Consider the following 25,370-nt stretch of genomic DNA (forward strand, 5'->3'; position numbering starts at 1 on the left):
GCCTCGACCAGAAGCACTCAACGTACGAAGATGTGTGTGTGCCCGATGAAGATCACAAGACCTCAGCTGTTCCACTCCCTCCACCGTCAGTGGTGTGGGGAGACGAGTCCGAAGCCGTCGCCGCCGCCCTGGAATGGGCCCGCGCGCGCACCGTACGGGCGTCCGACCCCAAGACCACGGCACGACCACCCGAAGAGCTCGCCGAAGAGGTCGCCGAAGAGGTCGGAGAGGTCATCACCCCCGAAGGTATCGGCGCCCAGCGGGCGATGCAGATCTTCACCGAAATACTGGAGCCGGCAACCCGCTCACAAGATGATCCGATGAACCTCGCTTATATCCCCGCCGCTCCGACGCGGGCATCGGTGGCATTCGACGAGGCCGTGGCCAGCGCCAACATCTTCGGCGGACTGTGGGAAACCGGCGCCGGCGCGATCTTCGCCGAGAACCAGGTATTGACGTGGATCACTGACATGCTCGGATGGCCCCGCAGCTCGGGCGGATGTTTCGTTTCCGGCGGAACTGCCGGAAATCTTTCGGCAATCGCTGCGGCCCGCGAGAGTTGGCGTACTCGCCATGGCCGCCCCGAAGGCGGCTTCAAACTGGCCTGCAGTTCCACTGCCCATTCCTCGGTGCGCTCTGCGGCCCGGCTCCTCGACATGGAGGTGGTGCCGATCCCCGTCGACGAACGCGATCATCTGACCGGCGCAGCCGTGGCAGACGCCCTCGCCTCCGACCCGAGCATCGTCGCGGTGGTCGCTTCAGCCGGATCGACGAATGCGGGCGTCGTCGATGACATCGACGACGTGGCGGACGCTGCCCACGCACACGGCGCCTGGGTGCATGTGGACGGCGCGTACGGCGGGGCGGGATTGTGCGCCCCTTCGGCGCAAGACCGCTTCCGTGGTGTGGAGAAGGTCGATTCATTCACCGTGGACCCGCACAAGTGGCTGTTCGCGCCCTACGACTGCTGCGCGCTGGTGTACCGCAACCCGGCCCAGGCTCTGGCGACACACAGCCAACACGCCGAGTACTTGGACAATGCCGAGCGCGGCAAACAGAACCCCGCCGACCTCGCCGCACACCTCACGCGTCGCACCCGAGGGCTGCCGCTGTGGTACAGCCTCGCAGTCCACGGGACCGACCGTTACACCCAGGCTGTGGAGATGTCCCTCTCGACGGCGCGCGCGGTGGCTGCCGGGATCAAGGAACGGTCCTTCCTGCGGTTGCTGAGGGAACCAGAGCTGTCGATCGTGGTGTTCGACCGCCCAGGCTGGGATTGGGATGACTACGTGACGTGGTCCAACCGGTTGGCCCGTGACGGCGTGATCCTGTGCGTACCTACACGGCACAAGGGTGCACCAGCGCTACGACTGGCCTTCGTGAACCCCGAGACGAAGGCCGAGCACGTGTTGGCGATCCTGGATTCCTTGGCGGGGAGCCCGGATGAGGCCAACGCATCACCGAAGCATGGCCCCGCCGGCGCGTGATACTCGACCGCAAGCGATGCCGCCCTGCCGAAGACGGCGGGTCCACTGCCTCGAGCCCGCTTGCCTCGAGCCCGCTCGAATCACGCGCTCTGGCGGTCGAGTCAGAGGTGCTGGATCACCACACTGCCCACCCATGCGAGCAGGAACAGACCTACGAAAGCCGCGATAGTCCACGTGATTTCGCTTGGGCTGGTGGTCTCATTTTCCTCATATGAGGGTTTTCTCGTTTCTTGGTCGCTTCCCCTCCGGACCAACGCTTCACGCCGGCGCACACGGGGAAGCTGCAGCGTGCTCGTGTCATCCATGACCCCCATCCTAGAGTCACGATTTCGTAACTTCCAAGCCGTGAAAGAGCCCTACCAGAAGTACGGACTCAGGTCTGATCAGAAGGCCCCTCGCTCGGCTCTGGGTCCGAGCCAGAGGGCAGTTCCCGGCGCTGGATCAGCCCTTCTCGCACCAACGGATCGACCAGTGCGTTGACGGTGTCATCCACAGGAACCAAGCCATCTTCCTGAGGCCGACGAGAGAGGTACGTCGGAGACTTCGCGTGCCGCCACGGCCCTATCTCGTGACGCGTTATCCGGCCCTCGCGACGAGCCCGGTTGAACGACGACTCGGCGAACCACGGCCACCGCGCCGGAAATACGATCTGCCCCACATATGGAACACGATCGCGGGTCCCCTGGATGTGCCACAGATGTTTGATCCGATCGAGGCCGGGGTCTGACGAAAGCACCCCACCCAACGACAGCATGTAGACAGGGACCCCCACATCGGCGAGATACCAGGCTGCACCCACACAGATCTGTGCACCCCCGGACCAACCAAGCAGCACCACCGGGTCCCCCGAACCCTGCCGATATCCGGCTTCACGCAGCTGCCGCCAGACGTGGCTGGCGAGGGCGAGGTTGAACATGGGCCCGTATCGGCGGTCCGCCGATACGAGCACCTGCAAGATGTTGTAGGCATTGATCGCCCACGGAAGCACAGGGAAGCGTCGATTCTGCAGCCGCTCCATCTGACGCCAGAACCACGAGCCGTCACGGTTCTCGGTGAGACCGTGATCCAACACCGAATACGGGTAAACACCTTCGACGAGCACCGCATCATCACCCAGTCGCGCCCGAAGACGCTCGAGCAGGGGCTTTTCGGGCTTGGGTGAGGAACCCGAGACCGCACCGATACCCGACATGTACACGATCCAACAGCTACCCTGGCTCTCCTTTGGCCCGGTGGGTGCGGCATTGACCCGTGTGCGAGGCTCCTCCTGCGCAGCCCACCACGTCAGTGTCTCCAATGGAGCAGTGATGAGCAGCAGGAGGATCAGCACCAGCACACCGACCACGACCTGTGCGATCACCCCTCCATCTCCAGGATCCCCTCGATGTCCATGAGCTCGCGGCTGGAGCGACGCAGCTCGCGTCCGGTGAGCCGCCGCCACAGATTGTTGCGGACACGGCTCGCAGGGCCTCCGAGCACGGCCACCAGAGCCAGAGTGGCCACTGATGCCGCCAGACTCATCAGAAAAGCCATGGGGACATCCACACCGAACACCTGCCCGGTGAGGCTCCACAGGATCAAGAAGCTCCAGGCCATGAGTCCGCGTGAGAGGAAAGGCCCCACTCCGGGCGCGATCACCACGAACGCGAACACCCCTGGTGATGCAGCAAGTGCCACTGCATTCGCCATCGTGCCGAACCCGACAACGACGCCGAGCGCCCACCCCAGCGACCACAGGATGCCTGCCAGCAAGCCCACGACCACCGCCACCGACACGACGGTGGTGAGCAACAGGAACAGGTACGACAGACCGCGAACTCGATTGATGGCCAACATCGCGCCACGTCCAGCCAGCATGGAAATCGCCACCAAGATGCCGATCGTGGTCGTGACGCCCCCAACAGAGGCCCCGCTGCCTGCGAGGTCGGGGCGCAGCATCAGAGCATCTCCGATCGCGCGGCCAACCTGCTCGACGTACTCACCCAACACGCTTCCATCAAATCATTGCGCGGCGCGGGGGGAAGCCCGCGACCGGCTGATCCGGTGCGGTTCACCGCCGAAGTGTGTCCGGTGTCGACAGTGACGCCGCCAGGGCATGCCGAATGCAGCGTTTGATCCATGATCATCGACGTGACGTCCACGGACCGCCGTGAACGTCTGCATTGCGCACGGCCTGCTTTTCAACTGTGGCCGCCCGCCCAGCCGAACCCACTTCTCCCCGGCATCCGGCACCTGCTGGAGATCAAGTACGCAATACCATGCGGCAGTTAGGCTGCCTCCATGGGAATCTTCGGCAAGCTCTTCAGGGATGACTCCCCGAAACCGCCACCGATGCGGGCACACCACATCAACGCAGTCCGCCGCATGGGTGCGCCTCTTCTGGATGTGCAGGATGTGTTCACCATCACCGGTCGGGGCATCGTGGTCACCGGCCGCCTCCGGCAACCGCTGAATATCGGCGAGACCCTGGAGGTCGCCACAACCCAGGACTCTCCCCTGCAGTTCCCCGACGGTGCCCGTGTCGCAAGGATCGAGCAGACCAGCAAGACGCTGCAGTCAGCCCAGACCGGCGACAAGGTCGGAGTGCTGCTCGCTGTGAACCATCTGTCCTGAGCACCCCATGGCCCTCACCACACATGCCCCACCAAACAAAGAACGGGGCACCCACCACGATGTGGTGAGTGCCCCGTTCAGGTGAACCTTCGAATCAGGCGTTCTTCTCGTCAGTCTCATCGGCCTTGGCATCCGAATCCTCAGCAGCCTTGACATCCGAATCCTCATCGGCCTTGGCGTCCGAGTCCTCAGCAGCCTTGACATCCGAGTCCTCGGCAGCCTTGTCACCAGCGGTGACGTCCTCAGCAGCCTCTTCGGCGCTGGTGTCCTCGGTGTGGTCGGGGTCTGCGACCTCAGCCTCGGCGACAGCCTTCTGGATCTCTTCGGATGTGGGAGCCTTTGCGTCGGCATCGGCCTTGGGGGCCTTGGCCTTCTTCTCGACAGGCTCCTCGATGACCTCGATCATCGCCATGGGGGCATTGTCACCCTTACGGGGGGCGAGCTTGATGATGCGGGTGTAACCGCCGTCGCGTCCCTCCATCTGCGGAGCGATGTCGTGGAACAGCGTGTACAGCACGTCCTTGTCACGCACGTGCTTGGCAGCCATACGCACAGCGTGCAGGTCACCTCGCTTGGCCTTGGTGATCAGCTTCTCCGCCAGCGGACGCAGACGCTTCGCCTTGGCCTCGGTGGTCTTGACGCTGCCGTGCTCGAAGAGCTGCGACGCCAGGTTGTCGAGGATGATCCGCTCATGGGCGGGCGAGCCGCCGAGACGCGGTCCCTTGGTGGGCTTGGGCATTGTTCGTTCTCCTGTGTTGACCCCGACACGGTGCAGACGTGCGGGGGCGCGGGTTGATCAGTACTGCTCGGTCTCGACGAAATCGATGTCACCCTCGTCATCATCGGAACCCATGACGGACATGGGGTCGAAACCGGGGGCGGAGTCCTTCAGCGACAGGCCCATCTCATGCAGCTTGACCTTGACCTCGTCGATCGACTTGGAACCGAAGTTCCGGATATCCAGCAGGTCCTGCTCCGACCGCGAGACGAGCTCGCTGACGGTGTGGATGCCCTCACGCTTGAGGCAGTTGTAGGAACGCACGGTGAGGTTGAGATCCTCCACCGGCAGGGCGAGGTCGGCGGCGAGCTGTTCATCGACCGGCGACGGGCCGATCTCGATACCCTCGGCCTCGGTGTTGAGCTCACGGGCCAGACCGAAGAGCTCCACCAAGGTGCCACCGGCCGAAGCCACAGCGTCACGCGGAGCCATGCAGGGCTTGGTCTCGACATCGAGGATGAGCTTGTCGAAGTCGGTGCGCTGCTCGACGCGGGTGGCTTCCACCTTGTACGACACCTTGAGCACCGGCGAGTAGATCGAATCCACCGGGATACGGCCGATCTCGTTCTCCCCCGACTTGTTCTGCGCCGCCGAGACGTAGCCACGGCCACGCTCCACCACGAGCTCCATGTCGATCTTGCCTTCGTCGGCCAGCGTGGCGATATGCATCTCCGGGTTGTGCACCTCGACTCCGGCCGGCGGGGCGATGTCGGCAGCGGTCACCTCACCGGCGCCTGTCTTGCGCAGGTACATGATGACCGGCTCGTCCTCCTCCGAGGAGAGCACGAGGCCCTTCAGGTTGAGGATGATCTCGGTGACGTCCTCCACGACGCCGGGCAGCGTCGAGAACTCGTGCAGGTTGCCGTCGATCTTGATGCTCGTGACCGAGGCTCCGGGGATCGAGGACAGCAGCGTGCGACGCATCGAGTTGCCGAGCGTGTAGCCAAAGCCGGGCTCGAGGGGTTCGAGGATGAACCGTGAACGGTGATCGTCGATGACTTCTTCGGAGAGATTGGGACGCTGGGCGATCAGCATGAATGGTTCCTTTCGTGTCCCCCGCTATTTGAGGACATTCGATGGTTCCGCAAGAGACCTGCGGGATGCCGGGCAGACCCGGCGCGACCCGGGAGTCCCCCACCCATGATGGCGGAATCCTCCCGGGTCTTGGAAATCACTTCGAGTAGAGCTCGACGATCAGCTGTTCCTGAACGTCGATGGTGATCTGCTCACGGGTCGGCAGCTGGTGCACGAAGATCTTCATCTGCTCCGGGCGGGCCTCGAGCCAACCCGGAACCTCGCGCTCGGCGTGGGTCTCACGCGCCACGACCAGCGGATGCAGGTTCATGGACTTCTCCTTGACCTGCACGATGTCGTGGGGCTCCACGCGGTACGAGGGGATGTTGACCTTCTTGCCGTTGACCAGGAAGTGGCTGTGCACCACGAGCTGGCGGGCCTGGCGACGGGTCGACGCGAAACCTGCGCGGTACACCACGTTGTCAAGGCGAGATTCGAGAATCTGGAGCAGCATGTCACCGGTCTTTCCGCTGACGCGGTGCGCTTCCTCGTAGTAGCGGCGGAACTGCTTCTCGAGCACGCCGTAGGCGTAACGCGCCTTCTGCTTCTCACGGAGCTGCAGGGCGTACTCGGAGTCCTTGGAGCGACCGCGACCGTGCATACCCGGGGGGTAGGGGCGACGCTCGAAGGCCTTGTCCCCGCCGACGAGGTCAGAGCCGAGTCGACGAGATTTCTTGGTGATTGGTCCGGTGTAACGAGCCATGTTCTATCTCTCCTTCAGCTCAGACGCGACGACGCTTGGGCGGGCGGCAACCGTTGTGCGGCACGGGGGTGACGTCCGAAATGGCGCCGACCTCCAGCCCGATCCCACCGAGCGAACGGATGGCGGTCTCGCGACCCGAACCCGGGCCCTTGACGAACACGTCGATCTTCTTCATGCCATGCTCCATGGCGCGACGCCCGGCGGCCTCGGCAGCCACCTGGGCGGCGTACGGCGTCGACTTGCGCGAGCCCTTGAAGCCCACGGTGCCGGCCGAGGCCCACGAGATGACGTGGCCGGTCGGGTCGGTGATCGAGATGATCGTGTTGTTGAACGTTGACTTGATGTGTGCCTGGCCGGCGATCACATTCTTCTTTTCCTTGCGGCGCACCTTCTTGGCGCCACCGCGTCCTGCAGTAGCCATGGGTCAGAAACTCCTGAAAATCGTTTCGGGTGGCGGGATCAGCGCTTGCGCGCGATCACTTCGCCTTCTTCTTGCCGGCGACGGCCTTGCGCTTGCCCTTGCGGGAGCGGGCGTTCGTCCGCGTCCGCTGACCGTGAACGGGCAGTCCGGCGCGGTGACGACGGCCCTGGTAGGAGCCGATCTCGATCTTGCGGCGGATGTCCGCGGAGATCTCGCGACGGAGATCACCCTCGGTCTGGTAGTTGGCTTCGATGTGGTCGCGGAGAGCGACCAGGTGGTCATCGTTCAGCTCGTGGACACGGAGGTCACCGGAGATTCCGGTGGCTTCCAGGGTCTCCTTGGCACGGGTAGCGCCGATGCCAAAGATGTAGGTCAGTGCAACCTCGAGGCGCTTCTCGCGCGGGAGGTCCACTCCGATGAGTCGTGCCATTGGCAGTGCTCCTTCGGTGTCGAGGCCCACCCGTCCCCTTCCACAGGAACGTCTTGGGTGGTGCTTCGCGGAGGTGTGGGCGTCAGGCGTCCGACTCGTTCGCACGGCATCGCACGGGGCGATATCGATAGGGAGCTCGCGTCGGCCCGGGCCTCCGACCCGGGGTGGGCTCATCGCTGGACCTCACTGGCTGTGAGCACCGGCGATGGATTGGCCTGACGTGTGGAGATTCAGTTGTGGTCGGGCCGGGTGATCCCGGCGGTGGAAACAGGTGCGTGGCAGCCCGTGCTGGTGATCAGCCCTGTCGCTGCTTGTGGCGCGGGTTGGAGCAGATCACCATCACGCGACCATGGCGACGGATCACCTTGCAGTTGTCGCATATCTTCTTGACGCTCGGCTGAACCTTCATCGAGCTTCTTTCTGGTCAATGGCACGCCGGCATGAACCGGCGTCCCGGTGATGGATGGATCGTCCGGTCACTTGTGCCGGTAGATGATTCGGCCGCGATTGAGGTCGTAGGCAGAGATTTCGACGACCACACGGTCGCTGGGAAGGATGCGGATGTAGTGCTGACGCATCTTGCCACTGATCTGGGCGAGCACGGTGTGACCGTTGGCCAGCTCAACGCGGAACTGCGCGTTGGGCAGGGCCTCGACCACGGTGCCCTCCATCTCGAGGAAGCCCTCTTTCTTCGACATGTACTCTCAATCTTGTTGCAGGCATGATTCGAACCACCGGCATAGGTGACCGACGCTCGATGGTACGTCACCACGCCATGCCGGTCCAAATCCTCGACGACGTTGAGACTCCCCACTACAGGTTCGGCGCATCAGCGTGGGCTCGCCGGTTCGGGGGCAGGGGCGTCGAACACAGCGACACGGGTGGTGCGACGCAGCACCCGCAGCAGTGGCGGACCAAGAACCGCCAACGCGACCACATTGCTGATCGCGCGTCCCAGGTTCCACCCCATTGAAGTGGCGACGTTGTAGACCACGAACCGGTGCAGGTTCTCCAGGATCGGCGCTCCCGGCACATAGGACGCCGCGGTGCCGGGCCCGAGCGTGAACGGCCAGAAAGCCAGATCCATCAACCACCCGTAGGTGAAGGCGGCCACGAGACCGAACGCGCAAAGCCACACGATCTCGGCGACGCCACGCAGATGCGGCAGCAGCCCGGCGCCCAGCCCGATGAAGCCTGCGGCGATCATCTGATACGGCAGCCAAGGGCCCACCCCACCGGTGATGAGCGCCGACGCCAGCATCGTGATGGCGCCGAGCAGGAACCCGAACGCCGGGCCGAACACACGTCCCCCCAAGATGATGAGGACGAACACCAGCTCGACGCCGGCGGTCCCGGCCCCGAGCGGCCGAGCGAGGGCGCCCAGCGCCGAGAGCACGCCGAGCATGGCGAGGGCCCGCGGGGAGAGCCCGTCCGCAGAGAACTCCGCAATCGTGATGGCCAGCACCATCGGCAGCATCACGCCGAACAACAGGGGGCCCAGCGTGGTGCGGTCCATACCTTCGGCGGGCACCACGAACAATGGCCAGGTGAACGCCACCAGACCTGCCAGGAGGGTCACCCCCAGCATGGCCACACGACGTCCGCGCCCCGACAGAACCGGCAGAACGCTCATGTGTGCGGCGCTTCCGCGCGGTCTGTCACCGGGACGCCGCGATCGGCTCCAGCCACCACGCCGAGATCGGCTCGACCCACTGGGACGCCGAGATCGGCTCGCCCCACTGGGACGCCGAGATCGGCGATACCCACCACATCGGCAGGACGGAACACCTTGGCGAGCTGCGGCGCCTGCGCCGGGGATGACGAACAGATGACGCGGGTGGGGCCGTCGGCGATCACATCCCCCTCGGCCAGCACCACCGTGCGTCGCGTCGCAACCGCGGCGAACTCGACGTCGTGGGTCGCGATGACCACGCACACGCCCTGCGCGGTGAGCTCCGTCACGATCTGGCGCAGTTCGTCCTTGGCGGCGTAATCGAGACCACGTGTGGGTTCGTCGAGACAGATGACGGCCGGGCTCGCCGCAAGTTGGATGGCCAGGACCAGCGTCAACCGTTGTCCCTCGGAGAGGTCGCGGGGGTTCCGGTCCCCCGGCAGGTCGCCACCGAGTCGACGCACGAGTGCGGCCGTCGTGCCCGGGGTCGCGTCCGATTCACGATCCGCCTGCTGACATTCGGCGTCGACGGTGGGCAGGTACAGCAGGTCGGCGGGGCTCTGCGGCACCAGACTGACCAGTTCCCGCGCCCTGGCGTCGGATGCTCTCCGTGGATCCTCGCCGCCGACCTCGACGCTCCCGGTGCTGGGAACCGCGCCCTGAAGCGCCCACAGCAACGAGGACTTACCCGACCCGTTGCGGCCCATGAGCGCCACCGATGATCCCGCGGCAAGATCGAGATCCACAGAGCGGACAGCCTGCACATCGCCGTAACGCACGCCGACCCGTCGCAGCCTCGCCATCGGATCATCGACCATGTCCGTGACGGCCTCGGTCAGCTCGGGTGCCTGCGGCAGATCCAGATGCGGCCCCTCCACCGCTATCCGACGCCTGGCCTCCCGCACACTCAACGGCACCTCGGCCCACCCGAGATGGCGGGACAGCTCCACAAGTGGTGGCGTCACATCGGCGACGCCGAGGACCTGAGCCGGTGACCCGGCGACGACACTGCCATCGCCCGGTAGCCACAGGACGCTGTCCGCAGCCTGCATGACGCGTTCGAGCCGGTGTTCGGCGAGCACCACCGTCAGACCGACATCATGGACGAGCGAGGTGATGGCGGCCAGAACGTCCTGGGCCGCGGTGGGGTCCAGAGCCGAGGTGGGCTCGTCGAGCACCAGGACTCGAGGCCCTGCGGCAAGAACAGCGGCGATCGCCACACGCTGCTGCTGACCACCGGAGAGCTCGGTGACGCGACGCCGACGCAGGGTGGCGATCCCCATCAGGTCGAGGGTCTCCTCGACACGTTTGCGCATGACCGACGGTGCGAGCCCGAGTTGCTCCATGCCATAGGCGATCTCGTCCTCGACCACATCAGCCACGAATGTCGCCGCCGGGTTCTGACCCACGTGACCGACCAGGTGGGCCAGATCCCTCGGACGGCACTCACGTGTGTCATGACCCGCGACGGTGAGGTGCCCGCCCATCGTGGCGCCGGTGGTGTGCGGGACGAGGCCGTTGATGGTGCCCAGCAGGGTGCTCTTGCCCACGCCGGTGCGTCCGACCACAAGACACAGGTCACCCTCCCGGATACTGAGATCGACACCGGAAAGGACCGGAGTCCGGGCGCCCGGCTGCGTGATCGTCAGGTTCTGGGCGCGGACGGCCACGGCGTCAACCATGGTGGGCACCTCCATTCGGTACGGGAAGGGCGGCCGCCGCGGGCAGGACGGCCACCAGAGGCAGGATCACCGCAGGTGCGGTGAGCGTCGGCCAACCGGAGGGACGCAGGTCTGTCGGCGCACCCCACGCGCTTCCCCACCAGCAGGTGAGCACCACGAGGGAGACAGCGAGCGCGAGCAGTGCCCACTCCGCTCGTGCCCACGGTTGCGGCCGGTAACGGGTGACTGCGAGCCGGCGCCCGGAACGTAGGAGGCTCACCACACCCACGGCGGTCCCTGTTCCCAGCAGGGCCAGACCGATCCACTGCTCGATGCCCACACCCAGGACGCGTCCCGAGGTCGGTGCGACCCCAAGGAGCCAGAACACCCCGATCACCATGGCCAAGGCCGCACCCACGAGGGCCAGGCCGGTGCCGCGTCCAACGCTGCGTTGCTCACGCGTCCTGCCGAAACCACGCGCCTCCATCGACGTTGCCAGAGCCATGGCTCCCTCGACGGCGTCCTCGAGCACGGGAACCAGCGTGGCCGCCACGGCTCGGAGCCCCCTGCTGTTCCGCCCGCGGAGACGGCGTCCCCGATTGATGCGGAAGGTCGATGCGATGAGTTGCGGCAGAACGGTGAGAGTGATGACGATCGCGACCGACACATCATGCAGAGCCGCAGGAACCGACCTCAGGGCGGTCCGTGGATCGGCCAGACAGTTCGCCGCCCCAAGCGCCAGAACCAATACGGCCAGGCGGGCGGCATCGGTCAGGGTGAACTGCAGCTCCCCCAGCGTCAAGGGGCCGCCGATGCTGATGCCTGCGGCCCATTCGGGCAGCTCGAGCTCGGGCAGATCAAGCAGGACCGGTCCAGAACCGGTACCACCGAGCACGATGCGGAAGACCAGTCGCATCGCGATGATCACCCCGGCCAATGCCAGATAGAACCCCAGACCACGGCGCCACGCCTGCGGGCCACGGTTGGCCAGCACCACCACGAGGATCGCGGCCGCGAGCAGGCTCAGAAGTAGAAGGTTGCCGACGAGGTTCGCCAGCACCGCACATGCCAGAGCCCACGACCACCACGCCCACGGATGCAGATCGGTCCGCGACACGGTGTCGGGATCGTCCGCGTCGGGCATGACATCGGTCGGACGTGACAGGAGACGGGGCATCAGCGTCCGCCCACGGCTCCGTCATCCGAGCGACCACGGGATCGAAGCACGAACACGATCACGGCCACGAGGGCGATGGCGGCGACCACACCCCCACCGATGGCCCATGGGCTGACGCCGCTCTCCTCGTTCGACTCCTCGCCGGCAGGCTTCACCTCGGGCCGAGACTGTGCGGCGTGTTCGGACATCGCCTCCTGTGCAGGCGGCGTGCACTGTTCCTCGCCCTCGGCGTTGTAACACCAGGCCTCGATGGTCCCCGGTTCGATCTGGTGTTCAGCCGCACCGGTCATGGACATCTCCCAGTCCTGCCCCTCGGCACCGTGGTAGTAGTGCCAGTACTGGCCGTTGAACGTGGCAGGGCACGGCTCGGGGTGCCCACCGATGCTGCAGATGAACCCGCCGTCGTCATGCTGGATCTCCACACCGGTGGCGGCCAATGCATCCTCGCCGTTCCCGGTGGGTTCGATGCATTCATTGGCCAGGTACTCACCTTCCTCGGTGACGACGCTGACCCAGACCTTCTCCTCAACCAGGCATTGACCGACGGCTCCCCCGTCACCCTCCGCATGCGCCGAAGCGCCACCTGCGGTGAGGACCACCACGATGAGGGCGAACACCGCGCCCCAGATCGTCGAACGTCGCATGTGCTCCATGCCTCTCCCTTCACGTGGATGGCACGGGCCCATGGCCGGCGCGCAGCTCCACGACGCGTCTTTGCACCATGCACGGCATTCCGACTCGGGCTGTGCCCTCACGGCTGCGGGTCAGTGCCGGATTCGCACCGGCTTCCCCGTACATGGTGTTCACAAGGTTCTGTGACCAAGCCATGGTACGCCGCCACCTGCGGTGGGTCCGTGGCCGCCCGACGCCGCTCTCAGGATCCGATGTCGGAAGCCCTCCCAGAGCTGGGGCGGCCGTTACGCGTGGACACCGTGGCGGCCCTGATGCTGACCACCGGCCCTGATGTTGACCACCGGCCCTGATGTTGACCCTGGGGCCGCTCAGGTCAACCCGCCACGTTCGCGGTACATGCTGAGGCTGTCGTGCAGGGCATCGAGCACGTATTGCGGATATTCCAACCCCTTGCGTCCGGCCCACAGCAGCCGGGCCTCGAGGCGTCCGATCTCCTTGGCATAGGCCTCGAGCTGGGTGTCCAGCCCGAGCCCCACCATGACTCCACCCATGTCGCCCAGATAGCGCTTGCGTCCGTTCACGCCCACCAGGGTGTAGGAGAACGATCGCATCTCCCGCGCCAGGAACAACTGCCACGGGCTCAACACATTGTGCTGGATCAGGCTCGTGGCCGACATCTGATAGAACGCGAAATGCCCCGGTTCCTGCCGTTTGATGGGGGTGACGACGGTGTTCACCAAAGCGTCCTCCCCCAGCTCCTGAAGTCCCTTGTTGAGGGTGTTGTAGGCGAGGACGGCCTGCCGCTCAGTGGATGCACCGGTCAGGTAGTACAGCAGACGCGCGATGTCTTGGATCGCCGGGATGTGCGCAAGCGCACCCAACACCTTCATGGACATCTGGATCTCCATGAGCGGCTCAGCCGCCGGCAGCCCCAGATCGAGTTGGACCCTGTCGAGGATCAGCCCGTGCTGGATCTCCTGAGGTTGCCAGACGTCCTCATAGAAGAAGCGATCGACCTCGCTCACCTCCGGCAGCAGCACCAGGAGCTCGAGGACATTGCGATCCACCTCGAGCTCAACCCGCGCGAGGTACTCCAGAACGTCCCCATAGCGATCACGGACGACATCGGGCCGGTTGATGGTGCGATCGACGCTCCCCAGAGCCACTGGTGGATGCATCTCACCGAGGCGCTCGACATGCTCCTCGATCTTCTGCTGGGTGATCACATCGCGTGGCACACCGCCTACGGTAGCCGAGCAGGAAACTTCTCGATGAGGCGATCCTCACAGAATCAAGGTTTGTGGGTCCGCGAAGAAGTACGGGTGCAGAGAATCTCGGAAACCGCAGATCGGCAGGTCAGAGAAACACCAACAGCATCATGACCACGATGAGAGCGGCCACCACGCCGATGATGCCACCCACGATCGCGAGCTGCGTTCCGGCGGACGGCGACTTGATCTCGCTCACCTCGCCGGGGGCCAGGCGTCCGTCCTGCTGGACGATGGAGGGTTCGCTGTAGGTCTGGGGCTTGCCCAGCGCCTCGACCGCAGGCACCAGATCCCCCAGACGCTGGGCGCCGAAAATGGTGTTCAGATGCCCGTCGAACTCCTCCTGCGACAGGTCGCCACGTGTGAAGGCCGCGTTGAGCTGTTCGCTCAGCTGCTGGCGCTCGCTCTCGGGGACCGGGTCGTTCGGTCGCGAGTGATATTTGGATGAGATCGGAAGGCTCACACCGCCACTGTAGCGCCGCACCCCATGCCGAACCATTCACGCAAGCCAGCGACGCAGCACCGCACGGGTGGTGAATCAGTCGGCGAGCGGGCCGAACGGGACGCCGAGTTCGTTGAGAATCTCCTCGCCCCCGTCGAGTGCGGTGAGAACCCAGACGCCATGCTCGGTGACGGTGATGGTGTGCTCCCAGTGAGCTGCCACCGACCTGTCGAGGGTGACCACGGTCCATTCGTCCTCGAGCGTCACATTGTCGGGGGCACCGAGCGTCAGCATCGGTTCGACGGCAAGAGCCATGCCCTGCACGATGCGCGGAGTACGTCCGCGCACACGGTAGTTGTGCACGTCCGGCGGCTGGTGCATGGCCGAGCCGATGCCGTGGCCCACGAACTCTTCGATGATCCCGTACTCGCCGGAGGCGTCCTCCACCGCGGCGGAGATGTCGGCGACGCGTCCGTCCAAGCGGGCTGCGGCGATACCCGCCCACAACGCACGCTTGGTGGTGGCGCTCAGCTCGGCCACCTCGGGGCTGATCTCCCCCACCGCGAACGATCGGGCCGAGTCACCATGCCAACCATCGAGGATGGCCCCACAGTCGACGGAGATGAGATCCCCCTCGGCCAACGTGCGGTCCGACGGAATGCCGTGCACGATCTCCTCGTTCACCGAGGCGCAGATCACTCCGCTGAAGCCACCGGTGCCGTCGGGCCGAGCCCCGTAGCCCAAGAAGGATGGCAGAGCTCCTGCGGCGGCGATCGTTTCGGCGGCCACATCATTCAGCTCCGCGGTCGTGACGCCGGGGCCGATGGCTTCGCCGACCGCGGTCAACGCGCGTTCCACCACCAGTCCGGCGCGACGCATCGCGCAGATCTGTTCGGGCGTCTTGATCTCGACGCCCCGCGAGGACCTCACTTGGCCAGGGCGTCCGCGATGCGCTGGCTCACCTCGTCCACCGTCCCCATTCCGTCGACCTCGAAGAGCAGTCCACGCTCGCGGTAGATGGCCAGCAGCGGTTCGGTCTGTTCCCTGTAGGTCTCCTGGCGGGTGCGGATGGCGTCCTCGGTGTCATCTTCGCGGCCCTCGATCTCAGCACGCTTGAGCAGACGCTGCACGAGCTCGTCGGTGTCGGCGGTCAGCGAGACCACGGCATCGAGCTGCTGGCCCTTCTCGGCCAGGTGAGCATCCAGCGCTTCGACCTGCCCGGTGGTGCGCGGGTAGCCGTCCAGCAGAAAACCGTTGGTGGCGTCGGGCTCGGCGAGACGCTCGGCAACGATGCCGTTGGTGATGTCGTCGCTGATGTAGCCACCGCTGTTCATGATCTGCTTGATCTCGAGAGCCAGCGGGCTGGCCTTCTCCGGATCGGCCTTCGCGATACCACGGAAGATGTCCCCGGTCGAGATCGCCGGAATCGAGTAACGCTCTGCGATGCCCTTGGCCTGCGTGCCCTTGCCGGCCCCCGGCGGGCCCATGATCAGCATTCTCATGAGAGGAATCCTTCGTATTCGCGTTGCTGGAGCTTGCTCTCCATCCGCCTAACAGTATCGAGGCCCACACCCACGATGATCAGCAGGGAGGTGCCGCCGAAGGGGAAGTCCTGGTTGGCGTCGAAGAGGATGAAGGCGACCGTCGGCAACAGTGCGATGAGCGCCAGATACAACGAGCCCGGCGCGGTGAGGCGCGAGAGCACGTAGCTGAGGTACCGGACGGTCTGACGCCCGGCGCGCACGCCGGGGATGAACCCGCCGTACTTCTTCATGTTGTCGGAGACCTCTTGCGGATTGAACGTGATCGAGACGTAGAAGTACGTGAACGCGATCGTCAACACGAAGAACGTCACCAGGTACACCGGGTGGTCACCCTGCACGAAGTGTTCGTTGATCCACCTGCCGTACTCACTGGTCGGGTTGAACTGTGCGATCAACGCCGGCAGATACAGCATCGAGGACGAGAAGATCACAGGGATGACGCCGGCCTGGTTGACCTTCAGCGGGATGTAGGTGGTCGAGCCACCGAACATGCGTCGGCCCACCATCCGTTTGGCGTACTGCACCGGGATACGACGCTGCCCCAGCTCGATCGCGAGCACCGCGGCCATGACCATGAGGCCCACCACGAGCACGAGCACGAACGGGAGAAGGCCCTTGGCCTGACGCACACCCCACAGAGCGGTCGGGAAGGTCGCGGCCACCTGCGTGAAGATCATGACCGACATGCCGTTGCCCAAGCCGCGTTCGGTGATGAGCTCACCCATCCACATGACCAACGAGGTGCCGGCGGTCATGACCAGCACCATCACCACGATCGGGAACACGTCGGTGGAGTGCACGATCTGGCCACAGCCCGGCATCAGGCCGCCGCTGGCGGCCAGCGTCACGAAAGCGGTGGAGTTGAGCACCGCGAGCACCAGCGTCAGGTAACGGGTGTATTCGGTGATCTGCTGCTGACCGGTGCCACCCTCCTTCTTGAGGGCCTCCAGGCGTGGAACCACCACGGTCATCAGCTGCAGGATGATGCTCGCGGTGATGTAGGGCATGATGCCCAGCGCGAACACCGCCAGACGCAGCAGCGCACCACCGGAGAACAGGTTGATGAGGGAATAAAGACCGGCCTGATCGGTCTCGGCCAGACCGGCGCGGCACTGATCGATCGCGGCGACATCGACGTTGGGGACGGGAACGACCGATCCCAGACGGAACACCGCGAGGATGAGGAGCGTGAACAGGATCCGCTTCCGGACATCGGCCGTACGGAAGGCCCTTCCGAAGGATGAAAGCACCGAGGGCTCTCCTTGTAGTTCGAACGTGCGCACCACGCGCTTGTGACAACCGGTGCAGCGTATCAACCTATCCCGCGATACCAGAACTTCGCAGGAAATCGACGCTCGGTTTGGTGTCTCGAAGTCGTATTGTCAGGGCACACCACCCATGGGGAACAATGGGGGCATGTCGACAGGTCCCGACCCCCGCCAAGAACGTTCTCACCCGGAGAGAGGTGAGTGGCCGGTCTACGACCCCGACCGCCCCGGCGATGCCATCGAGGAGCCTCATCAGTACGGAGGCCCGGGAGGTTACGGATCCTCGGTCCAGGGTCACTCCCCCTACTCGATGCCCCACGATGATTCGCCCTACGGCATGCAGAAACATGATCCTCAGGGCCGAGGAAGGCCGAGCCCCTATGACATGCCTCGCTCCCACAACCACCCGTATCGGAGCTCGAACTCCTGGAACGGGCATGGCGGTTCGGGGCCTCGCTCCTCGCGCGACCTCGTCAGATTTCTCTGGGTGATTCCGGTCGCGATCATCGTGCTGAACTCGCTCCTCTTCGACGGACGTTACGGGTCCATAGCCGGGCCGATGATCTTCGCCGTGGTCATCATCGGGTGGATCCTGCGTCGACGCTGATGTGACAGGCCCGGCGCGCACCGCGCACCCCGCGATGCAGAACGAGGATGACCCCGGGCGGGGTCATCCTCGTTCTGTCGTTCGTCGATGCGATTCCTCGTGGGCCTCTGAGCCCATCGGGTTCCGCAGGGTCAGGCGTCGTCACCCGGTGTGACCACCGAGCCTCCGGCCTTTTCGACCTTGGCCTTGGCGCTGGCGGAGATCTTGTCGACCTTGAGGTCGACCTTCACCGTCAGCTCGCCGGTGCCGAGCACCTTCACCGGGTATCCGGCACGGACGAGGCCCTTCTCCACGAGGGCGTCGGCGTCCACCGAACCGCCCTGGGGGAAGTGCTTCTCGATACGGTCCAGGTTGATCACCTGGTATTCGACGCGGAACGGGTTCTTGAAGCCGCGAAGCTTGGGAACACGCATATGCATCGGCATCGAGCCACCCTCGAAGTACTCGGGCACGTTCTTGCGTGCACCGGTGCCCTTGGTGCCGCGGCCAGCGGTCTTGCCGCCCTTGCCCGCTTCACCACGGCCCACACGGACCTTGGACTTCTTGGCGCCGGGAGCCGGCTTGAGGTCATGGATCTTCAAAACCATGTCAGTTCACCTCCTCAACCTGAACAAGGTGGCGGACGGTGTTGATCATGCCCACGATCTCGGGACGGTCCTCCTGGACCACCGAGTCGCCGACCTTGCGCAGGCCGATGCTGCGCAGCGTCGCACGGTGGTTCGGCTTGGTACCGATGGGAGACCGGAGCTGGGTCACCTTGAGCTGTGCCATCACTCGCCGCCCTTCGTGTCGTCGGCCTTCTTCTCGTCAGCCTTCTTCTCGTCGGCCTTCGTGTCGTCAGCCTTCTTCTCGTCGGCCTTCGTGCTCTCGGATTCAGCCTTCTCGGCCTTCTCCTCGTTCGAGCTGTCCAGACCGGCCTTCATGTCTCCGACCTTGATGTCGGACGGCTTGGCATCGACCTCGGGCTTGTCGGCCTTGGCCTCCGCCTTTTCGTTGACGGCCTCGACGATGGCGTCACCGGACTCGTCGACCTTGCCCTGCTGAGCGCGCAGCAGAGCGGCCGGAGCGACATCCTCGACCGGGCGCGTGCGGCGGCGGGCCACCGCATGCGGGTCCTCGAGCATCTGCAGCGCCTCGACGGTGGCCTGGACCACGTTGATGACGTTGGGCGAACCGAGCGACTTGGCGAGCACGTCGGTGATACCGGCGCATTCGAGCACCGCACGCATGGCGCCACCGGCGATCACGCCGGTACCGGGCGAAGCCGGACGCAGCATGGCCACACCGGCGGCCTTCTCGCCCTGCACGGAGTGCGGGATGGTGCCCTGAATCAGCGGAACGCTGAAGAAGCTCTTCTTGGCCACCTCGACGCCCTTGGCGATCGCTGCGGGAACTTCCTTGGCCTTGCCGTAACCGACGCCGACCATGCCCTTGCCATCGCCCACGACGACCAGGGCGGTGAAGCTGAAGCGCCGACCACCCTTGACGACCTTGGACACGCGGTTGATGGTGACCACGCGCTCGAGATACTGGTTCTTCTCCTCGCGCTGGCCTCCACGACGATCGTCGCGACCGCGCCGCTCGCCGCGGCCGCCGCCGCGGTTCTGAGTAGCGGTTTGAGTCATCGAATTCTCCTTCTCGTCTCTCAGAGGTCCAGCCCGCCGGAGCGGGCCCCGTCGGCGAGGGCCGCGACGCGGCCGTGGTACTTGTTGCCGGCACGGTCGAGGACGACCTTTTCGATGCCAGCGGCCTTGGCCCGCTCGGCGACGATCTCGCCGACCTTCTTGGCCTTCTCCGACTTGTCGCCGGCCAGGGCGCGCAGGTCGGATTCCAGCGTCGACGCGCTCACGAGCGTCTTGCCCAGAGTATCGTCGATCACCTGTGCGGTGATGTGCTTCGCCGACCGGGTGACCACCATACGGGGCCGTTCCGGAGCGCCGAAGATCTTCTTGCGGCCACGGACCTGGCGACGGATGCGCGACGCCTTCTTCGCGGCCATTCCCTTGTTCTGTGACAGTGAAATACCCATGGTCACTTACCAGCCTTTCCGGCCTTGCGGCGCACGTGCTCACCGGCGTAGCGGATTCCCTTGCCCTTGTAGGGCTCGGGCGCACGCAGTGCACGGATGTTGGCGGCCACCTGGCCCACGACCTGCTTGTCGATGCCCTGCACCGTCACCTTGGTGGGGCCATCGACCGCGAACGTGATGCCCTCGGGCGCATCCACGATGATGTTGTGCGAGTAGCCGAGGTTGAACTCGAGCTGCTTGGGCCCCTTGGGGACGACGCGGTAGCCGACGCCCTGGATTTCGAGCTTCTTCTCGAATCCCTCGGTGACGCCGAGCACCATGTTGTTCACCAAGGTGCGGGTGAGGCCGTGCAACGAGCGGTTCTCACGCTCGTCATCGGGGCGCTGCACCTCGATGTTGCCCGACTCCGCCTTGGAGATGGTGATGGGTTCGGGAACGACGTGATCCAGAGTGCCCTTGGGCCCCTTGACCGCGACCTTCTGTCCGTCCAGTGTGATTTCGACGCCCGAGGGGATCGTGATCGGATCCTTGCCAATACGCGACATGTCGTGTGTCTCCTCTCGGTCTCGTCACCAGACGTAGGCGAGGACTTCCCCACCCACGCTCCTGGAGTTGGCATCCCGGTCCGTCAGGAGACCCTGCGAGGTCGAGATGATGGCAATTCCCAGACCACCGAGCACCTTGGGAAGGGCGGTGGACTTCGCGTACACGCGCAGACCCGGCTTGCTGATGCGGCGGACGCCGGCGATCGAGCGTTCACGGTTCTGGCCGTACTTCAACGTGATCTTGAGGGTCTTGCCGACCTCGCCCTCGGCGGCGTCGGCAACCTCGTAGTCGGAGATGTAGCCCTCCTCGCGCAGGATCTCGGCGATCCCTGCCTTGATCTTGGAGTGCGGCATCGTGGTCTCATCATGGAACGCCTGATTGGCGTTACGCAGACGCGTCAGCATGTCTGCGATCGGGTCGGTCATCGTCATGACGTCTGGCCTCTTTCTCGCAGTGGTTTCGCCATCGGGCTGCGATGGGACCTACTGCGTTGGGAAATGAAGATGTGGGGGTCGGTGGGGTTCACCAGCTCGACTTGGTCACACCCGGGAGTTCACCGGCGTGAGCCATCTGGCGCAGGCAGACTCGGCAGAGGCCGAACTTGCGGTAGACCGACTTGGGTCGGCCACACTTCTGGCAGCGGGTGTATGCGCGCACAGCGAACTTCGGCTTGCGCGACTGCTTCACCTTCAGGGCTGTCTTCGCCATCAGAGCCTCACTTCTTCTTCCGTGCGTAGTACGCCGGGCCGCGCTTGGCCTTGACCGGCTTCGGGTTGTCGTTGAACGGGAAGCCGAGGTGACGCAGCAGCGCCCGACCCTCGTCATCATTGGTGGCGGTGGTCACGAACGTGATGTCCATGCCGCGGCTGCGATCGATCTTGTCCTGATCGATCTCGTGGAACATGACCTGCTCGGTGAGACCGAACGTGTAGTTCCCCTGGCCATCGAACTGCCACTGGTTGAGACCGCGGAAGTCGCGGATACGCGGGAGAGCGAGCGTCAGCAGACGGTCGGCGAACTCCCACATACGGTCGCCACGCAGCGTGACGTGGCAGCCGATGGCCTGCCCCTCACGCAACTTGAACTGGGCGATGGACTTGCGCGCCTTGGTCACCGACGGCTTCTGGCCGGTGATGGCGGTGAGGTCCTTGATCGCTCCCTCGATGACCTTGGAGTCACGAGCGGCGTCGCCCACACCCATGTTCACCACGACCTTGACCAGGCCGGGGATCTGCATGACGTTGGCGTACTTGAACTCGTCCTGCAGGGCAGGCTTGATCTCTTCGCGGTAGCGCTTCTTGAGGCGCGGGATCTCACGGGTTTCGACGCTCATCAGATCTCCTCCCCCGTCTTACGGGCGATCCGCACGCTGCGGAACCCGGTGTACTCAGTGCCGTCGGGGCGACGCTTGGTGACCTGCTCACGCTTGAACCCAACGCGCGTGGTCACCTCCTCGCCATCGACGGTGACGACGAGAGCCACGTTCGACACGTGGATCGGCGCCTCTGCGGACACGATGCCGCCCTCGGTCTGGCCGCCCTGAGCAGTGGGCATCGGGCGACGGTGGCGCTTGACGATGTTCACGCCCTCGACGGTGACCTTCTCGGCCGCGGGATCGACGGCGATGATCGAGCCGACCACGCCCTTGTCCTTGCCCGAGATGACCTTGACGCGGTCGCCCTTGCGAACATGAAGGGTCTTGGCAGTCATTCAGATCACCTCCGGGGCGAGCGAGACGATGCGCATGAACTTCTTCTCTCGCAGCTCACGGCCGACGGGGCCGAAGATGCGGGTACCACGCGGGTCGCCGTCCTGCTTGAGGATGACGGCCGCGTTCTCATCGAAGCGGATGTAGGAACCATCGGCGCGGCGACGCTCCTTGGTGGTGCGCACGATCACGGCCTTGACGATCTCGCCCTTCTTGAGGCCGCCACCGGGGATGGCGTCCTTGACCGTTGCGACGATGGTATCGCCGATGCCGGCGTAGCGGCGTCCCGAGCCACCGAGAACACGGACGCAAAGGATTTCCTTGGCCCCCGTGTTGTCGGCGACCTTGAGCCGCGACTCCTGCTGGATCATTAATTTCTCCTGTATGTCGCACCGGTTCCCCTCCGCAGGGCAAGCTCATGAGGAGCCAACCTGCAGGTGGGCCTGGTGGAACGGACATGTATCGGTCGAACAGAAAAGGTCCCCCGGTGCGTGAGAAACCCGGGGCTCAGATCTGAGCAACCGTGCCATCGTAGTACACCGCACGCGATAGGCCCAATCAGGAGAAGGCACCCAGCAGGGCGCCGGCAGTCACAACCGCCAGCAACTGTTCAACGGTTGATCGCCACGCAATCGGGCAGCGGTGAAGGTGCTGATGTGGGGTGCTGCCTCAATGTAGCCGCCGATGTGCGTGGGCGTCAGGAGAGTGTGGAACAGCACCGTGCCGCCACGATCGCAGTAATCCTCGGCCAGACCGCGTCCGACGTGGAAGGGGATCACGTCGTCGGTCAGCCCCTGCTGCACGAAGACCGGGAAGTCGGGCGCCTGCGTCCCGAGCCGCTGGGCCTCGATGGCCTCCCGGTAGCCATCGCGCTGCATCAGCTCTGCGAGGGTTTCACCGGTCTTGGTCCATGAGCTGCTGTGGGTACCGGCGAAAGCGGCGATGGCTTCGATGGTGCACATGTCGGCGACCTGCTCCATGGCCCTGCGCCCGGACTCGTTGAGATCGTCCTCGACGCCGAGGTCGAAGGCGGCGTTCTGCCCGGCCAGGGCGAACAGCATGAAGCCGACATAATTACCGCCGTCAAGACTCTCAAGCTCCATGAGGTCGGCCGGCGGAGCGCCCATGGAGGCACCGACGATGTCGAGCTCGGGCGCGTACTCCCCAGCCAGCTCCGACGCTGCGGCCGTGGCTCCACCCCCCTGCGAGTAGCCCACGAGCGCCACCGGGTTCTCGGCCTCGATGCCCTCTGCTCCGAGGTTCTGGGCTGCACGCACCGCGTCCAGCGTGGCGTTGCCGGTCGCGACGCGATCCATGTAGGTGTGCAGCCCCGGCGTGCCGAGCCCCTCGTAATCGGGAACGGCGAGCGCATAGCCCTGCTCGAGCAGTGTCGTTATCACCGGCCCCTCGTACTGCTGCCCCAACGCGAGGGTCTTGGACGGGGCGCAGTCATCGCCGAGGCCCTGCGTACCGGGCGCGTATCCGATCAGCGGCCGGGGCCCATCCCCGCGCCAGGGCTTGTTCGAGACCAGAACAGTCCCGGTGCTGGCGATCCTCTCCCCCGCCGAGTTCGTCGTCGTGTACATGACGCGCGTCGCGGCGGCGTCCACCTCGATCAGCTTGACCGGATCGAGGTAGAACTCCATCGGCTCCGATCGCACGATCTGCCCGGGACCATCGGGCAGGGACCCCGGCGGCTGGTAGAACTCGCCGCCGGTCTCGTCGGCGGCCGCCTGCAACGCCGTCGCACGCGTCGCATCACCTGGTTGGACGGCTTGATTCTCGACACTGGCCGCCTGTTGCGCCTCGGTCCCCGGTTCGGCATGCGCCATCACCGGCATACCCAGGGTGAGCCCCGCGACAAGAGCGGCGGTGACGGTGGCGGCCAGAATCATCTTCGCCGGCCGGAACATACGTCTCATCATCGTGTCCTCATTGCCCTCGAAATTGACCTCGAAGGGGTGGGTCGGTCACTACGGACACATCATTGTGAACCGCGCAACCGTACGACTGGCGTCGTCCAAGCGAATCTAATCCAGCGACACCACTACTGCCAAGGGCAGACACCGCCGGGGCCAGGACGCTGCCGAGCCGTGCTACGGTGGTGCCGTTCCAGGTGGGGAAAGTCCGGTCAAAATCCGGCGCTGACCCGCAACGGTGGGCCGCATCAGCGGTAAGCCCGATCACCTGCCTCGAACGTTGAGTTTCCATCCGTCGAGGTCTGCGGATCGGGGCATGGCGTGGGAATCGCGTCCGGCTCGCGGACCACAAGTGTCTGCGAGGAATCAGATGCTGAAGCAATTCGCCACCGTCGTCGTCAGCCTCGTCCTGTCGGTCTCCCTGACCGCCTGCGCCACGTCGAAGGGCGCCTCACCGCAGGAACCCGGCGTCGAGCAAGCCCTCGACGAACCGGTCACTTTCACCAACTGCGGCGAACAGCTCACCTTCAACAGCGCGCCGCAACGCATCATCACGATGAACGACCACGTCACCGAAGTGCTCCTCGAACTCGGGCTCGGCGACCGCATCGTCGGCATGGGCTACGGCAAGGCCGAGCCCCGCCCAGACCTTGCCGAACAGTGGGCCCAGATCCCCTCTCTTGCGGACGAGTATCCCTCCATGGAGCAGATCCTCGACGCCAACCCCGACCTCGTGGTCGGCGGCATGGCGAGCGCTTTCAACGAGAAGGAAGGACGCTCCCGCGAAGCCTTCGCCGAACACGGCATCCCCACCTTCCTGTTCACCGAATACTGCAGCGAGGAGTCCTTCAGCCTCGATGCCCTCAGCACCGACTACACCCAACTCGGCCAGGCGACCGGAACCGAGGACGCAGCCGCCGGGCTCGTCGAACAGGTCACAAGCGACCTGGATGAGATCTCTGATGCCGTGGCCGAGGACGACCCCATCCCGACCTTCCTCTACGACTCCGGTGATGCGGAGCCCCTGACCGTGGGCGGGGTGGGAGTCGGGAACCTCATCGTCGAGAATGCCGGTGGCACCAACCTCTTTGCCGACAGGGAACGGCCATACACGCAGACGTCGTGGGAGCAGGTGGCAGAACGCGCACCCGAGGCCATCATCGTCCTCGACTACGGCGACAGGACCGCCGAGCAGAAGATCCAGTTCCTCACCGAACACCCACTCATGAAGACCACTCCGGCAGTGGAGAAGGGGCGCTTCGTGGTGGTTCCCTTGGACGACTTCTTCGAGAGCCCCCGTCTGGTCGATTCCACACGCACGATCGCCCGCGCACTGCACCCCAACGCGGAGATCTGATGGCCGCCGAACGACGACCAACGGAACTGCCAT

32 protein-coding genes, 2 pseudogenes and 2 riboswitches are annotated in these 25,370 nt (G+C 65.0%); of the genes and pseudogenes, 4 read left to right on the plus strand and 30 right to left on the minus strand.

Annotated elements, in window-relative coordinates; translation table 11 throughout:
• The first annotated feature begins 38 nt into the window (after positions 1-38).
• Complete coding sequence (locus tag FB460_RS05115) at positions 39-1,487, plus strand: pyridoxal phosphate-dependent decarboxylase family protein (protein ID WP_211345835.1); 1,449 nt, start codon at positions 39-41, stop codon at positions 1,485-1,487.
• Positions 1,488-1,588: 101 nt separating this feature from the next.
• Here FB460_RS05115 and FB460_RS13150 read toward each other — a convergent pair whose 3' ends face one another.
• From FB460_RS13150 to FB460_RS05130, 3 genes are all read right to left on the minus strand, one after another.
• Entirely contained in the window at positions 1,589-1,792 is a 204-nt protein-coding gene (locus FB460_RS13150; RefSeq protein WP_142092976.1) for a hypothetical protein, read from the minus strand.
• Between the two features lie 68 nt (positions 1,793-1,860).
• Positions 1,861-2,847, minus strand: coding sequence for a hypothetical protein (locus FB460_RS05125; RefSeq protein WP_142092977.1), 987 nt, complete (start codon positions 2,845-2,847; stop codon positions 1,861-1,863).
• Positions 2,844-3,473 (minus strand): hypothetical protein, encoded by a 630-nt coding sequence (locus tag FB460_RS05130; protein ID WP_170209951.1) that lies wholly within the window; start codon positions 3,471-3,473, stop codon positions 2,844-2,846. Before FB460_RS05130 ends, FB460_RS05125 begins: the two co-directional genes overlap by 4 nt.
• Before the next feature lie 294 nt (positions 3,474-3,767).
• Between FB460_RS05130 and FB460_RS05135 the strand changes: the two genes are divergently transcribed.
• Complete coding sequence (locus tag FB460_RS05135; protein ID WP_142092979.1) at positions 3,768-4,100, plus strand: hypothetical protein; 333 nt, start codon at positions 3,768-3,770, stop codon at positions 4,098-4,100.
• Between the two features lie 94 nt (positions 4,101-4,194).
• Here the strand turns inward: FB460_RS05135 and rplQ are convergent, their stop codons facing one another.
• The 16 genes and pseudogenes from rplQ to secY all read right to left on the minus strand — a co-directional run bounded on the left by rplQ (position 4,195) and on the right by secY (position 17,153).
• Positions 4,195-4,839, minus strand: coding sequence for a 50S ribosomal protein L17 (gene rplQ, locus FB460_RS05140; RefSeq protein ID WP_142092980.1), 645 nt, complete (start codon positions 4,837-4,839; stop codon positions 4,195-4,197).
• Positions 4,840-4,896: 57 nt separating this feature from the next.
• A complete protein-coding gene (locus FB460_RS05145; protein WP_142092981.1) occupies positions 4,897-5,913 on the minus strand; it encodes a DNA-directed RNA polymerase subunit alpha in 1,017 nt (338 codons plus the stop codon).
• 136 nt (positions 5,914-6,049) lie between these two features.
• Entirely contained in the window at positions 6,050-6,655 is a 606-nt protein-coding gene (gene rpsD, locus FB460_RS05150) for a 30S ribosomal protein S4 (RefSeq protein WP_142092982.1), read from the minus strand.
• A gap of 19 nt (positions 6,656-6,674) precedes the next feature.
• The gene (gene rpsK / locus FB460_RS05155; RefSeq protein ID WP_142092983.1) at positions 6,675-7,076 is read right to left on the minus strand and encodes a 30S ribosomal protein S11; all 402 of its coding nucleotides are present in this window, start codon (positions 7,074-7,076) and stop codon (positions 6,675-6,677) included.
• A 55-nt stretch (positions 7,077-7,131) separates the two neighbouring features.
• Positions 7,132-7,506 carry a 30S ribosomal protein S13 gene (gene rpsM, locus FB460_RS05160; protein WP_142092984.1) on the minus strand — a complete coding sequence of 125 codons (375 nt, stop codon included), beginning with the start codon at positions 7,504-7,506 and terminating at the stop codon, positions 7,132-7,134.
• Between the two features lie 295 nt (positions 7,507-7,801).
• Entirely contained in the window at positions 7,802-7,915 is a 114-nt protein-coding gene (gene rpmJ, locus FB460_RS05165; protein WP_142092985.1) for a 50S ribosomal protein L36, read from the minus strand.
• A gap of 67 nt (positions 7,916-7,982) precedes the next feature.
• The gene (gene infA / locus FB460_RS05170; protein ID WP_142092986.1) at positions 7,983-8,204 is read right to left on the minus strand and encodes a translation initiation factor IF-1; all 222 of its coding nucleotides are present in this window, start codon (positions 8,202-8,204) and stop codon (positions 7,983-7,985) included.
• Between the two features lie 131 nt (positions 8,205-8,335).
• Positions 8,336-9,139 (minus strand): ECF transporter S component family protein, encoded by an 804-nt coding sequence (locus FB460_RS05175; protein WP_142092987.1) that lies wholly within the window; start codon positions 9,137-9,139, stop codon positions 8,336-8,338.
• Positions 9,140-9,255: 116 nt separating this feature from the next.
• Positions 9,256-10,860: pseudogene (locus FB460_RS05180) on the minus strand (ABC transporter ATP-binding protein); the annotation flags it as partial.
• On the minus strand, positions 10,853-12,016 hold the full coding sequence (locus FB460_RS05185) for a CbiQ family ECF transporter T component (protein ID WP_142092989.1): 1,164 nt from the start codon (positions 12,014-12,016) through the stop codon (positions 10,853-10,855). The gene FB460_RS05185 and the pseudogene FB460_RS05180, both read right to left, overlap by 8 nt.
• Complete coding sequence (locus FB460_RS05190) at positions 12,016-12,669, minus strand: hypothetical protein (protein WP_142092990.1); 654 nt, start codon at positions 12,667-12,669, stop codon at positions 12,016-12,018. The genes FB460_RS05185 and FB460_RS05190 overlap by 1 nt, the downstream gene beginning before the upstream one ends.
• A 52-nt stretch (positions 12,670-12,721) precedes the next feature.
• Positions 12,722-12,831: riboswitch (cobalamin riboswitch) on the minus strand.
• A 186-nt stretch (positions 12,832-13,017) separates the two neighbouring features.
• Positions 13,018-13,887, minus strand: coding sequence for a GTP-binding protein LepA (locus FB460_RS05195; protein ID WP_142092991.1), 870 nt, complete (start codon positions 13,885-13,887; stop codon positions 13,018-13,020).
• A 118-nt stretch (positions 13,888-14,005) separates the two neighbouring features.
• Positions 14,006-14,380: a DUF1707 SHOCT-like domain-containing protein gene (locus tag FB460_RS05200; protein ID WP_170209952.1), complete on the minus strand. Its 375-nt coding sequence runs from the start codon at positions 14,378-14,380 to the stop codon at positions 14,006-14,008.
• A 75-nt stretch (positions 14,381-14,455) separates the two neighbouring features.
• Complete coding sequence (gene map, locus FB460_RS05205; protein WP_142092993.1) at positions 14,456-15,289, minus strand: type I methionyl aminopeptidase; 834 nt, start codon at positions 15,287-15,289, stop codon at positions 14,456-14,458.
• A complete protein-coding gene (locus FB460_RS05210; RefSeq protein ID WP_142092994.1) occupies positions 15,286-15,861 on the minus strand; it encodes an adenylate kinase in 576 nt (191 codons plus the stop codon). The genes map and FB460_RS05210 overlap by 4 nt, the downstream gene beginning before the upstream one ends.
• A complete protein-coding gene (gene secY / locus FB460_RS05215; protein ID WP_142092995.1) occupies positions 15,858-17,153 on the minus strand; it encodes a preprotein translocase subunit SecY in 1,296 nt (431 codons plus the stop codon). Before secY ends, FB460_RS05210 begins: the two co-directional genes overlap by 4 nt.
• A 166-nt stretch (positions 17,154-17,319) precedes the next feature.
• Here secY and FB460_RS05220 point away from each other — a divergent pair, with 166 nt between their 5' ends.
• Positions 17,320-17,778 (plus strand): hypothetical protein, encoded by a 459-nt coding sequence (locus tag FB460_RS05220; protein ID WP_142092996.1) that lies wholly within the window; start codon positions 17,320-17,322, stop codon positions 17,776-17,778.
• A 131-nt stretch (positions 17,779-17,909) separates the two neighbouring features.
• Here the strand turns inward: FB460_RS05220 and rplO are convergent, their stop codons facing one another.
• The 11 genes and pseudogenes from rplO to FB460_RS05275 all read right to left on the minus strand — a co-directional run bounded on the left by rplO (position 17,910) and on the right by FB460_RS05275 (position 23,986).
• On the minus strand, positions 17,910-18,365 hold the full coding sequence (gene rplO, locus FB460_RS05225; RefSeq protein WP_142092997.1) for a 50S ribosomal protein L15: 456 nt from the start codon (positions 18,363-18,365) through the stop codon (positions 17,910-17,912).
• A 1-nt stretch (position 18,366) separates the two neighbouring features.
• Positions 18,367-18,549, minus strand: a complete 183-nt coding sequence (rpmD, locus tag FB460_RS05230) for a 50S ribosomal protein L30 (protein WP_142092998.1) — start codon at positions 18,547-18,549, stop codon at positions 18,367-18,369.
• Positions 18,550-18,815: 266 nt separating this feature from the next.
• Positions 18,816-19,403, minus strand: a pseudogene (gene rpsE / locus FB460_RS05235) (30S ribosomal protein S5); the annotation flags it as partial.
• 20 nt (positions 19,404-19,423) lie between these two features.
• Positions 19,424-19,807 carry a 50S ribosomal protein L18 gene (gene rplR / locus FB460_RS05240; protein ID WP_142092999.1) on the minus strand — a complete coding sequence of 128 codons (384 nt, stop codon included), beginning with the start codon at positions 19,805-19,807 and terminating at the stop codon, positions 19,424-19,426.
• 2 nt (positions 19,808-19,809) lie between these two features.
• Positions 19,810-20,352: a 50S ribosomal protein L6 gene (gene rplF / locus FB460_RS05245; protein ID WP_142093000.1), complete on the minus strand. Its 543-nt coding sequence runs from the start codon at positions 20,350-20,352 to the stop codon at positions 19,810-19,812.
• 24 nt (positions 20,353-20,376) lie between these two features.
• Complete coding sequence (rpsH, locus tag FB460_RS05250; protein ID WP_142093001.1) at positions 20,377-20,784, minus strand: 30S ribosomal protein S8; 408 nt, start codon at positions 20,782-20,784, stop codon at positions 20,377-20,379.
• A 91-nt stretch (positions 20,785-20,875) separates the two neighbouring features.
• Complete coding sequence (locus FB460_RS05255) at positions 20,876-21,061, minus strand: type Z 30S ribosomal protein S14 (protein ID WP_142093002.1); 186 nt, start codon at positions 21,059-21,061, stop codon at positions 20,876-20,878.
• 7 nt (positions 21,062-21,068) lie between these two features.
• On the minus strand, positions 21,069-21,686 hold the full coding sequence (gene rplE, locus FB460_RS05260) for a 50S ribosomal protein L5 (protein WP_142093003.1): 618 nt from the start codon (positions 21,684-21,686) through the stop codon (positions 21,069-21,071).
• Complete coding sequence (rplX, locus tag FB460_RS05265) at positions 21,686-22,063, minus strand: 50S ribosomal protein L24 (RefSeq protein ID WP_142093004.1); 378 nt, start codon at positions 22,061-22,063, stop codon at positions 21,686-21,688. The genes rplE and rplX overlap by 1 nt, the downstream gene beginning before the upstream one ends.
• Complete coding sequence (rplN, locus tag FB460_RS05270) at positions 22,064-22,432, minus strand: 50S ribosomal protein L14 (RefSeq protein WP_142093005.1); 369 nt, start codon at positions 22,430-22,432, stop codon at positions 22,064-22,066.
• Between the two features lie 219 nt (positions 22,433-22,651).
• Positions 22,652-23,986, minus strand: coding sequence for a lipase family protein (locus FB460_RS05275; protein ID WP_142093006.1), 1,335 nt, complete (start codon positions 23,984-23,986; stop codon positions 22,652-22,654).
• Positions 23,987-24,158: 172 nt separating this feature from the next.
• Positions 24,159-24,270: riboswitch (cobalamin riboswitch) on the plus strand.
• An 80-nt stretch (positions 24,271-24,350) separates the two neighbouring features.
• On the opposite strand from FB460_RS05275, the gene FB460_RS05280 reads away from it, so the two are divergent.
• A complete protein-coding gene (locus FB460_RS05280) occupies positions 24,351-25,337 on the plus strand; it encodes an ABC transporter substrate-binding protein (RefSeq protein WP_142093007.1) in 987 nt (328 codons plus the stop codon).
• The last annotated feature ends 33 nt before the right edge of the window (positions 25,338-25,370 follow it).

The organism is Propioniferax innocua, from assembly GCF_006716235.1.
In the GTDB taxonomy this organism is placed as follows: Bacteria; Actinomycetota; Actinomycetes; order Propionibacteriales; family Propionibacteriaceae; genus Propioniferax; species Propioniferax innocua.

Coding starts and splice junctions, on each gene's coding strand:
- FB460_RS13150 (WP_142092976.1), bottom strand. CDS start 1,792: ATGGATGACACGAGCACGCTGCAGCTTCCCCGTGTGCGCCGGCGTGAA.
- FB460_RS05135 (WP_142092979.1), top strand. CDS start 3,768: ATGGGAATCTTCGGCAAGCTCTTCAGGGATGACTCCCCGAAACCGCCA.
- rplQ (WP_142092980.1), bottom strand. CDS start 4,839: ATGCCCAAGCCCACCAAGGGACCGCGTCTCGGCGGCTCGCCCGCCCAT.
- FB460_RS05145 (WP_142092981.1), bottom strand. CDS start 5,913: ATGCTGATCGCCCAGCGTCCCAATCTCTCCGAAGAAGTCATCGACGAT.
- rpsD (WP_142092982.1), bottom strand. CDS start 6,655: ATGGCTCGTTACACCGGACCAATCACCAAGAAATCTCGTCGACTCGGC.
- rpsK (WP_142092983.1), bottom strand. CDS start 7,076: ATGGCTACTGCAGGACGCGGTGGCGCCAAGAAGGTGCGCCGCAAGGAA.
- rpsM (WP_142092984.1), bottom strand. CDS start 7,506: ATGGCACGACTCATCGGAGTGGACCTCCCGCGCGAGAAGCGCCTCGAG.
- rpmJ (WP_142092985.1), bottom strand. CDS start 7,915: ATGAAGGTTCAGCCGAGCGTCAAGAAGATATGCGACAACTGCAAGGTG.
- infA (WP_142092986.1), bottom strand. CDS start 8,204: ATGTCGAAGAAAGAGGGCTTCCTCGAGATGGAGGGCACCGTGGTCGAG.
- FB460_RS05175 (WP_142092987.1), bottom strand. CDS start 9,139: ATGAGCGTTCTGCCGGTTCTGTCGGGGCGCGGACGTCGTGTGGCCATG.
- FB460_RS05185 (WP_142092989.1), bottom strand. CDS start 12,016: ATGCCCCGTCTCCTGTCACGTCCGACCGATGTCATGCCCGACGCGGAC.
- FB460_RS05190 (WP_142092990.1), bottom strand. CDS start 12,669: ATGGAGCACATGCGACGTTCGACGATCTGGGGCGCGGTGTTCGCCCTC.
- FB460_RS05210 (WP_142092994.1), bottom strand. CDS start 15,861: ATGAGAATGCTGATCATGGGCCCGCCGGGGGCCGGCAAGGGCACGCAG.
- FB460_RS05220 (WP_142092996.1), top strand. CDS start 17,320: ATGTCGACAGGTCCCGACCCCCGCCAAGAACGTTCTCACCCGGAGAGA.
- rplO (WP_142092997.1), bottom strand. CDS start 18,365: ATGGTTTTGAAGATCCATGACCTCAAGCCGGCTCCCGGCGCCAAGAAG.
- rpmD (WP_142092998.1), bottom strand. CDS start 18,549: ATGGCACAGCTCAAGGTGACCCAGCTCCGGTCTCCCATCGGTACCAAG.
- rplR (WP_142092999.1), bottom strand. CDS start 19,807: ATGGGTATTTCACTGTCACAGAACAAGGGAATGGCCGCGAAGAAGGCG.
- rplF (WP_142093000.1), bottom strand. CDS start 20,352: ATGTCGCGTATTGGCAAGGATCCGATCACGATCCCCTCGGGCGTCGAA.
- rpsH (WP_142093001.1), bottom strand. CDS start 20,784: ATGACGATGACCGACCCGATCGCAGACATGCTGACGCGTCTGCGTAAC.
- FB460_RS05255 (WP_142093002.1), bottom strand. CDS start 21,061: ATGGCGAAGACAGCCCTGAAGGTGAAGCAGTCGCGCAAGCCGAAGTTC.
- rplE (WP_142093003.1), bottom strand. CDS start 21,686: ATGAGCGTCGAAACCCGTGAGATCCCGCGCCTCAAGAAGCGCTACCGC.
- rplX (WP_142093004.1), bottom strand. CDS start 22,063: ATGACTGCCAAGACCCTTCATGTTCGCAAGGGCGACCGCGTCAAGGTC.
- rplN (WP_142093005.1), bottom strand. CDS start 22,432: ATGATCCAGCAGGAGTCGCGGCTCAAGGTCGCCGACAACACGGGGGCC.
- FB460_RS05275 (WP_142093006.1), bottom strand. CDS start 23,986: ATGATGAGACGTATGTTCCGGCCGGCGAAGATGATTCTGGCCGCCACC.
- FB460_RS05280 (WP_142093007.1), top strand. CDS start 24,351: ATGCTGAAGCAATTCGCCACCGTCGTCGTCAGCCTCGTCCTGTCGGTC.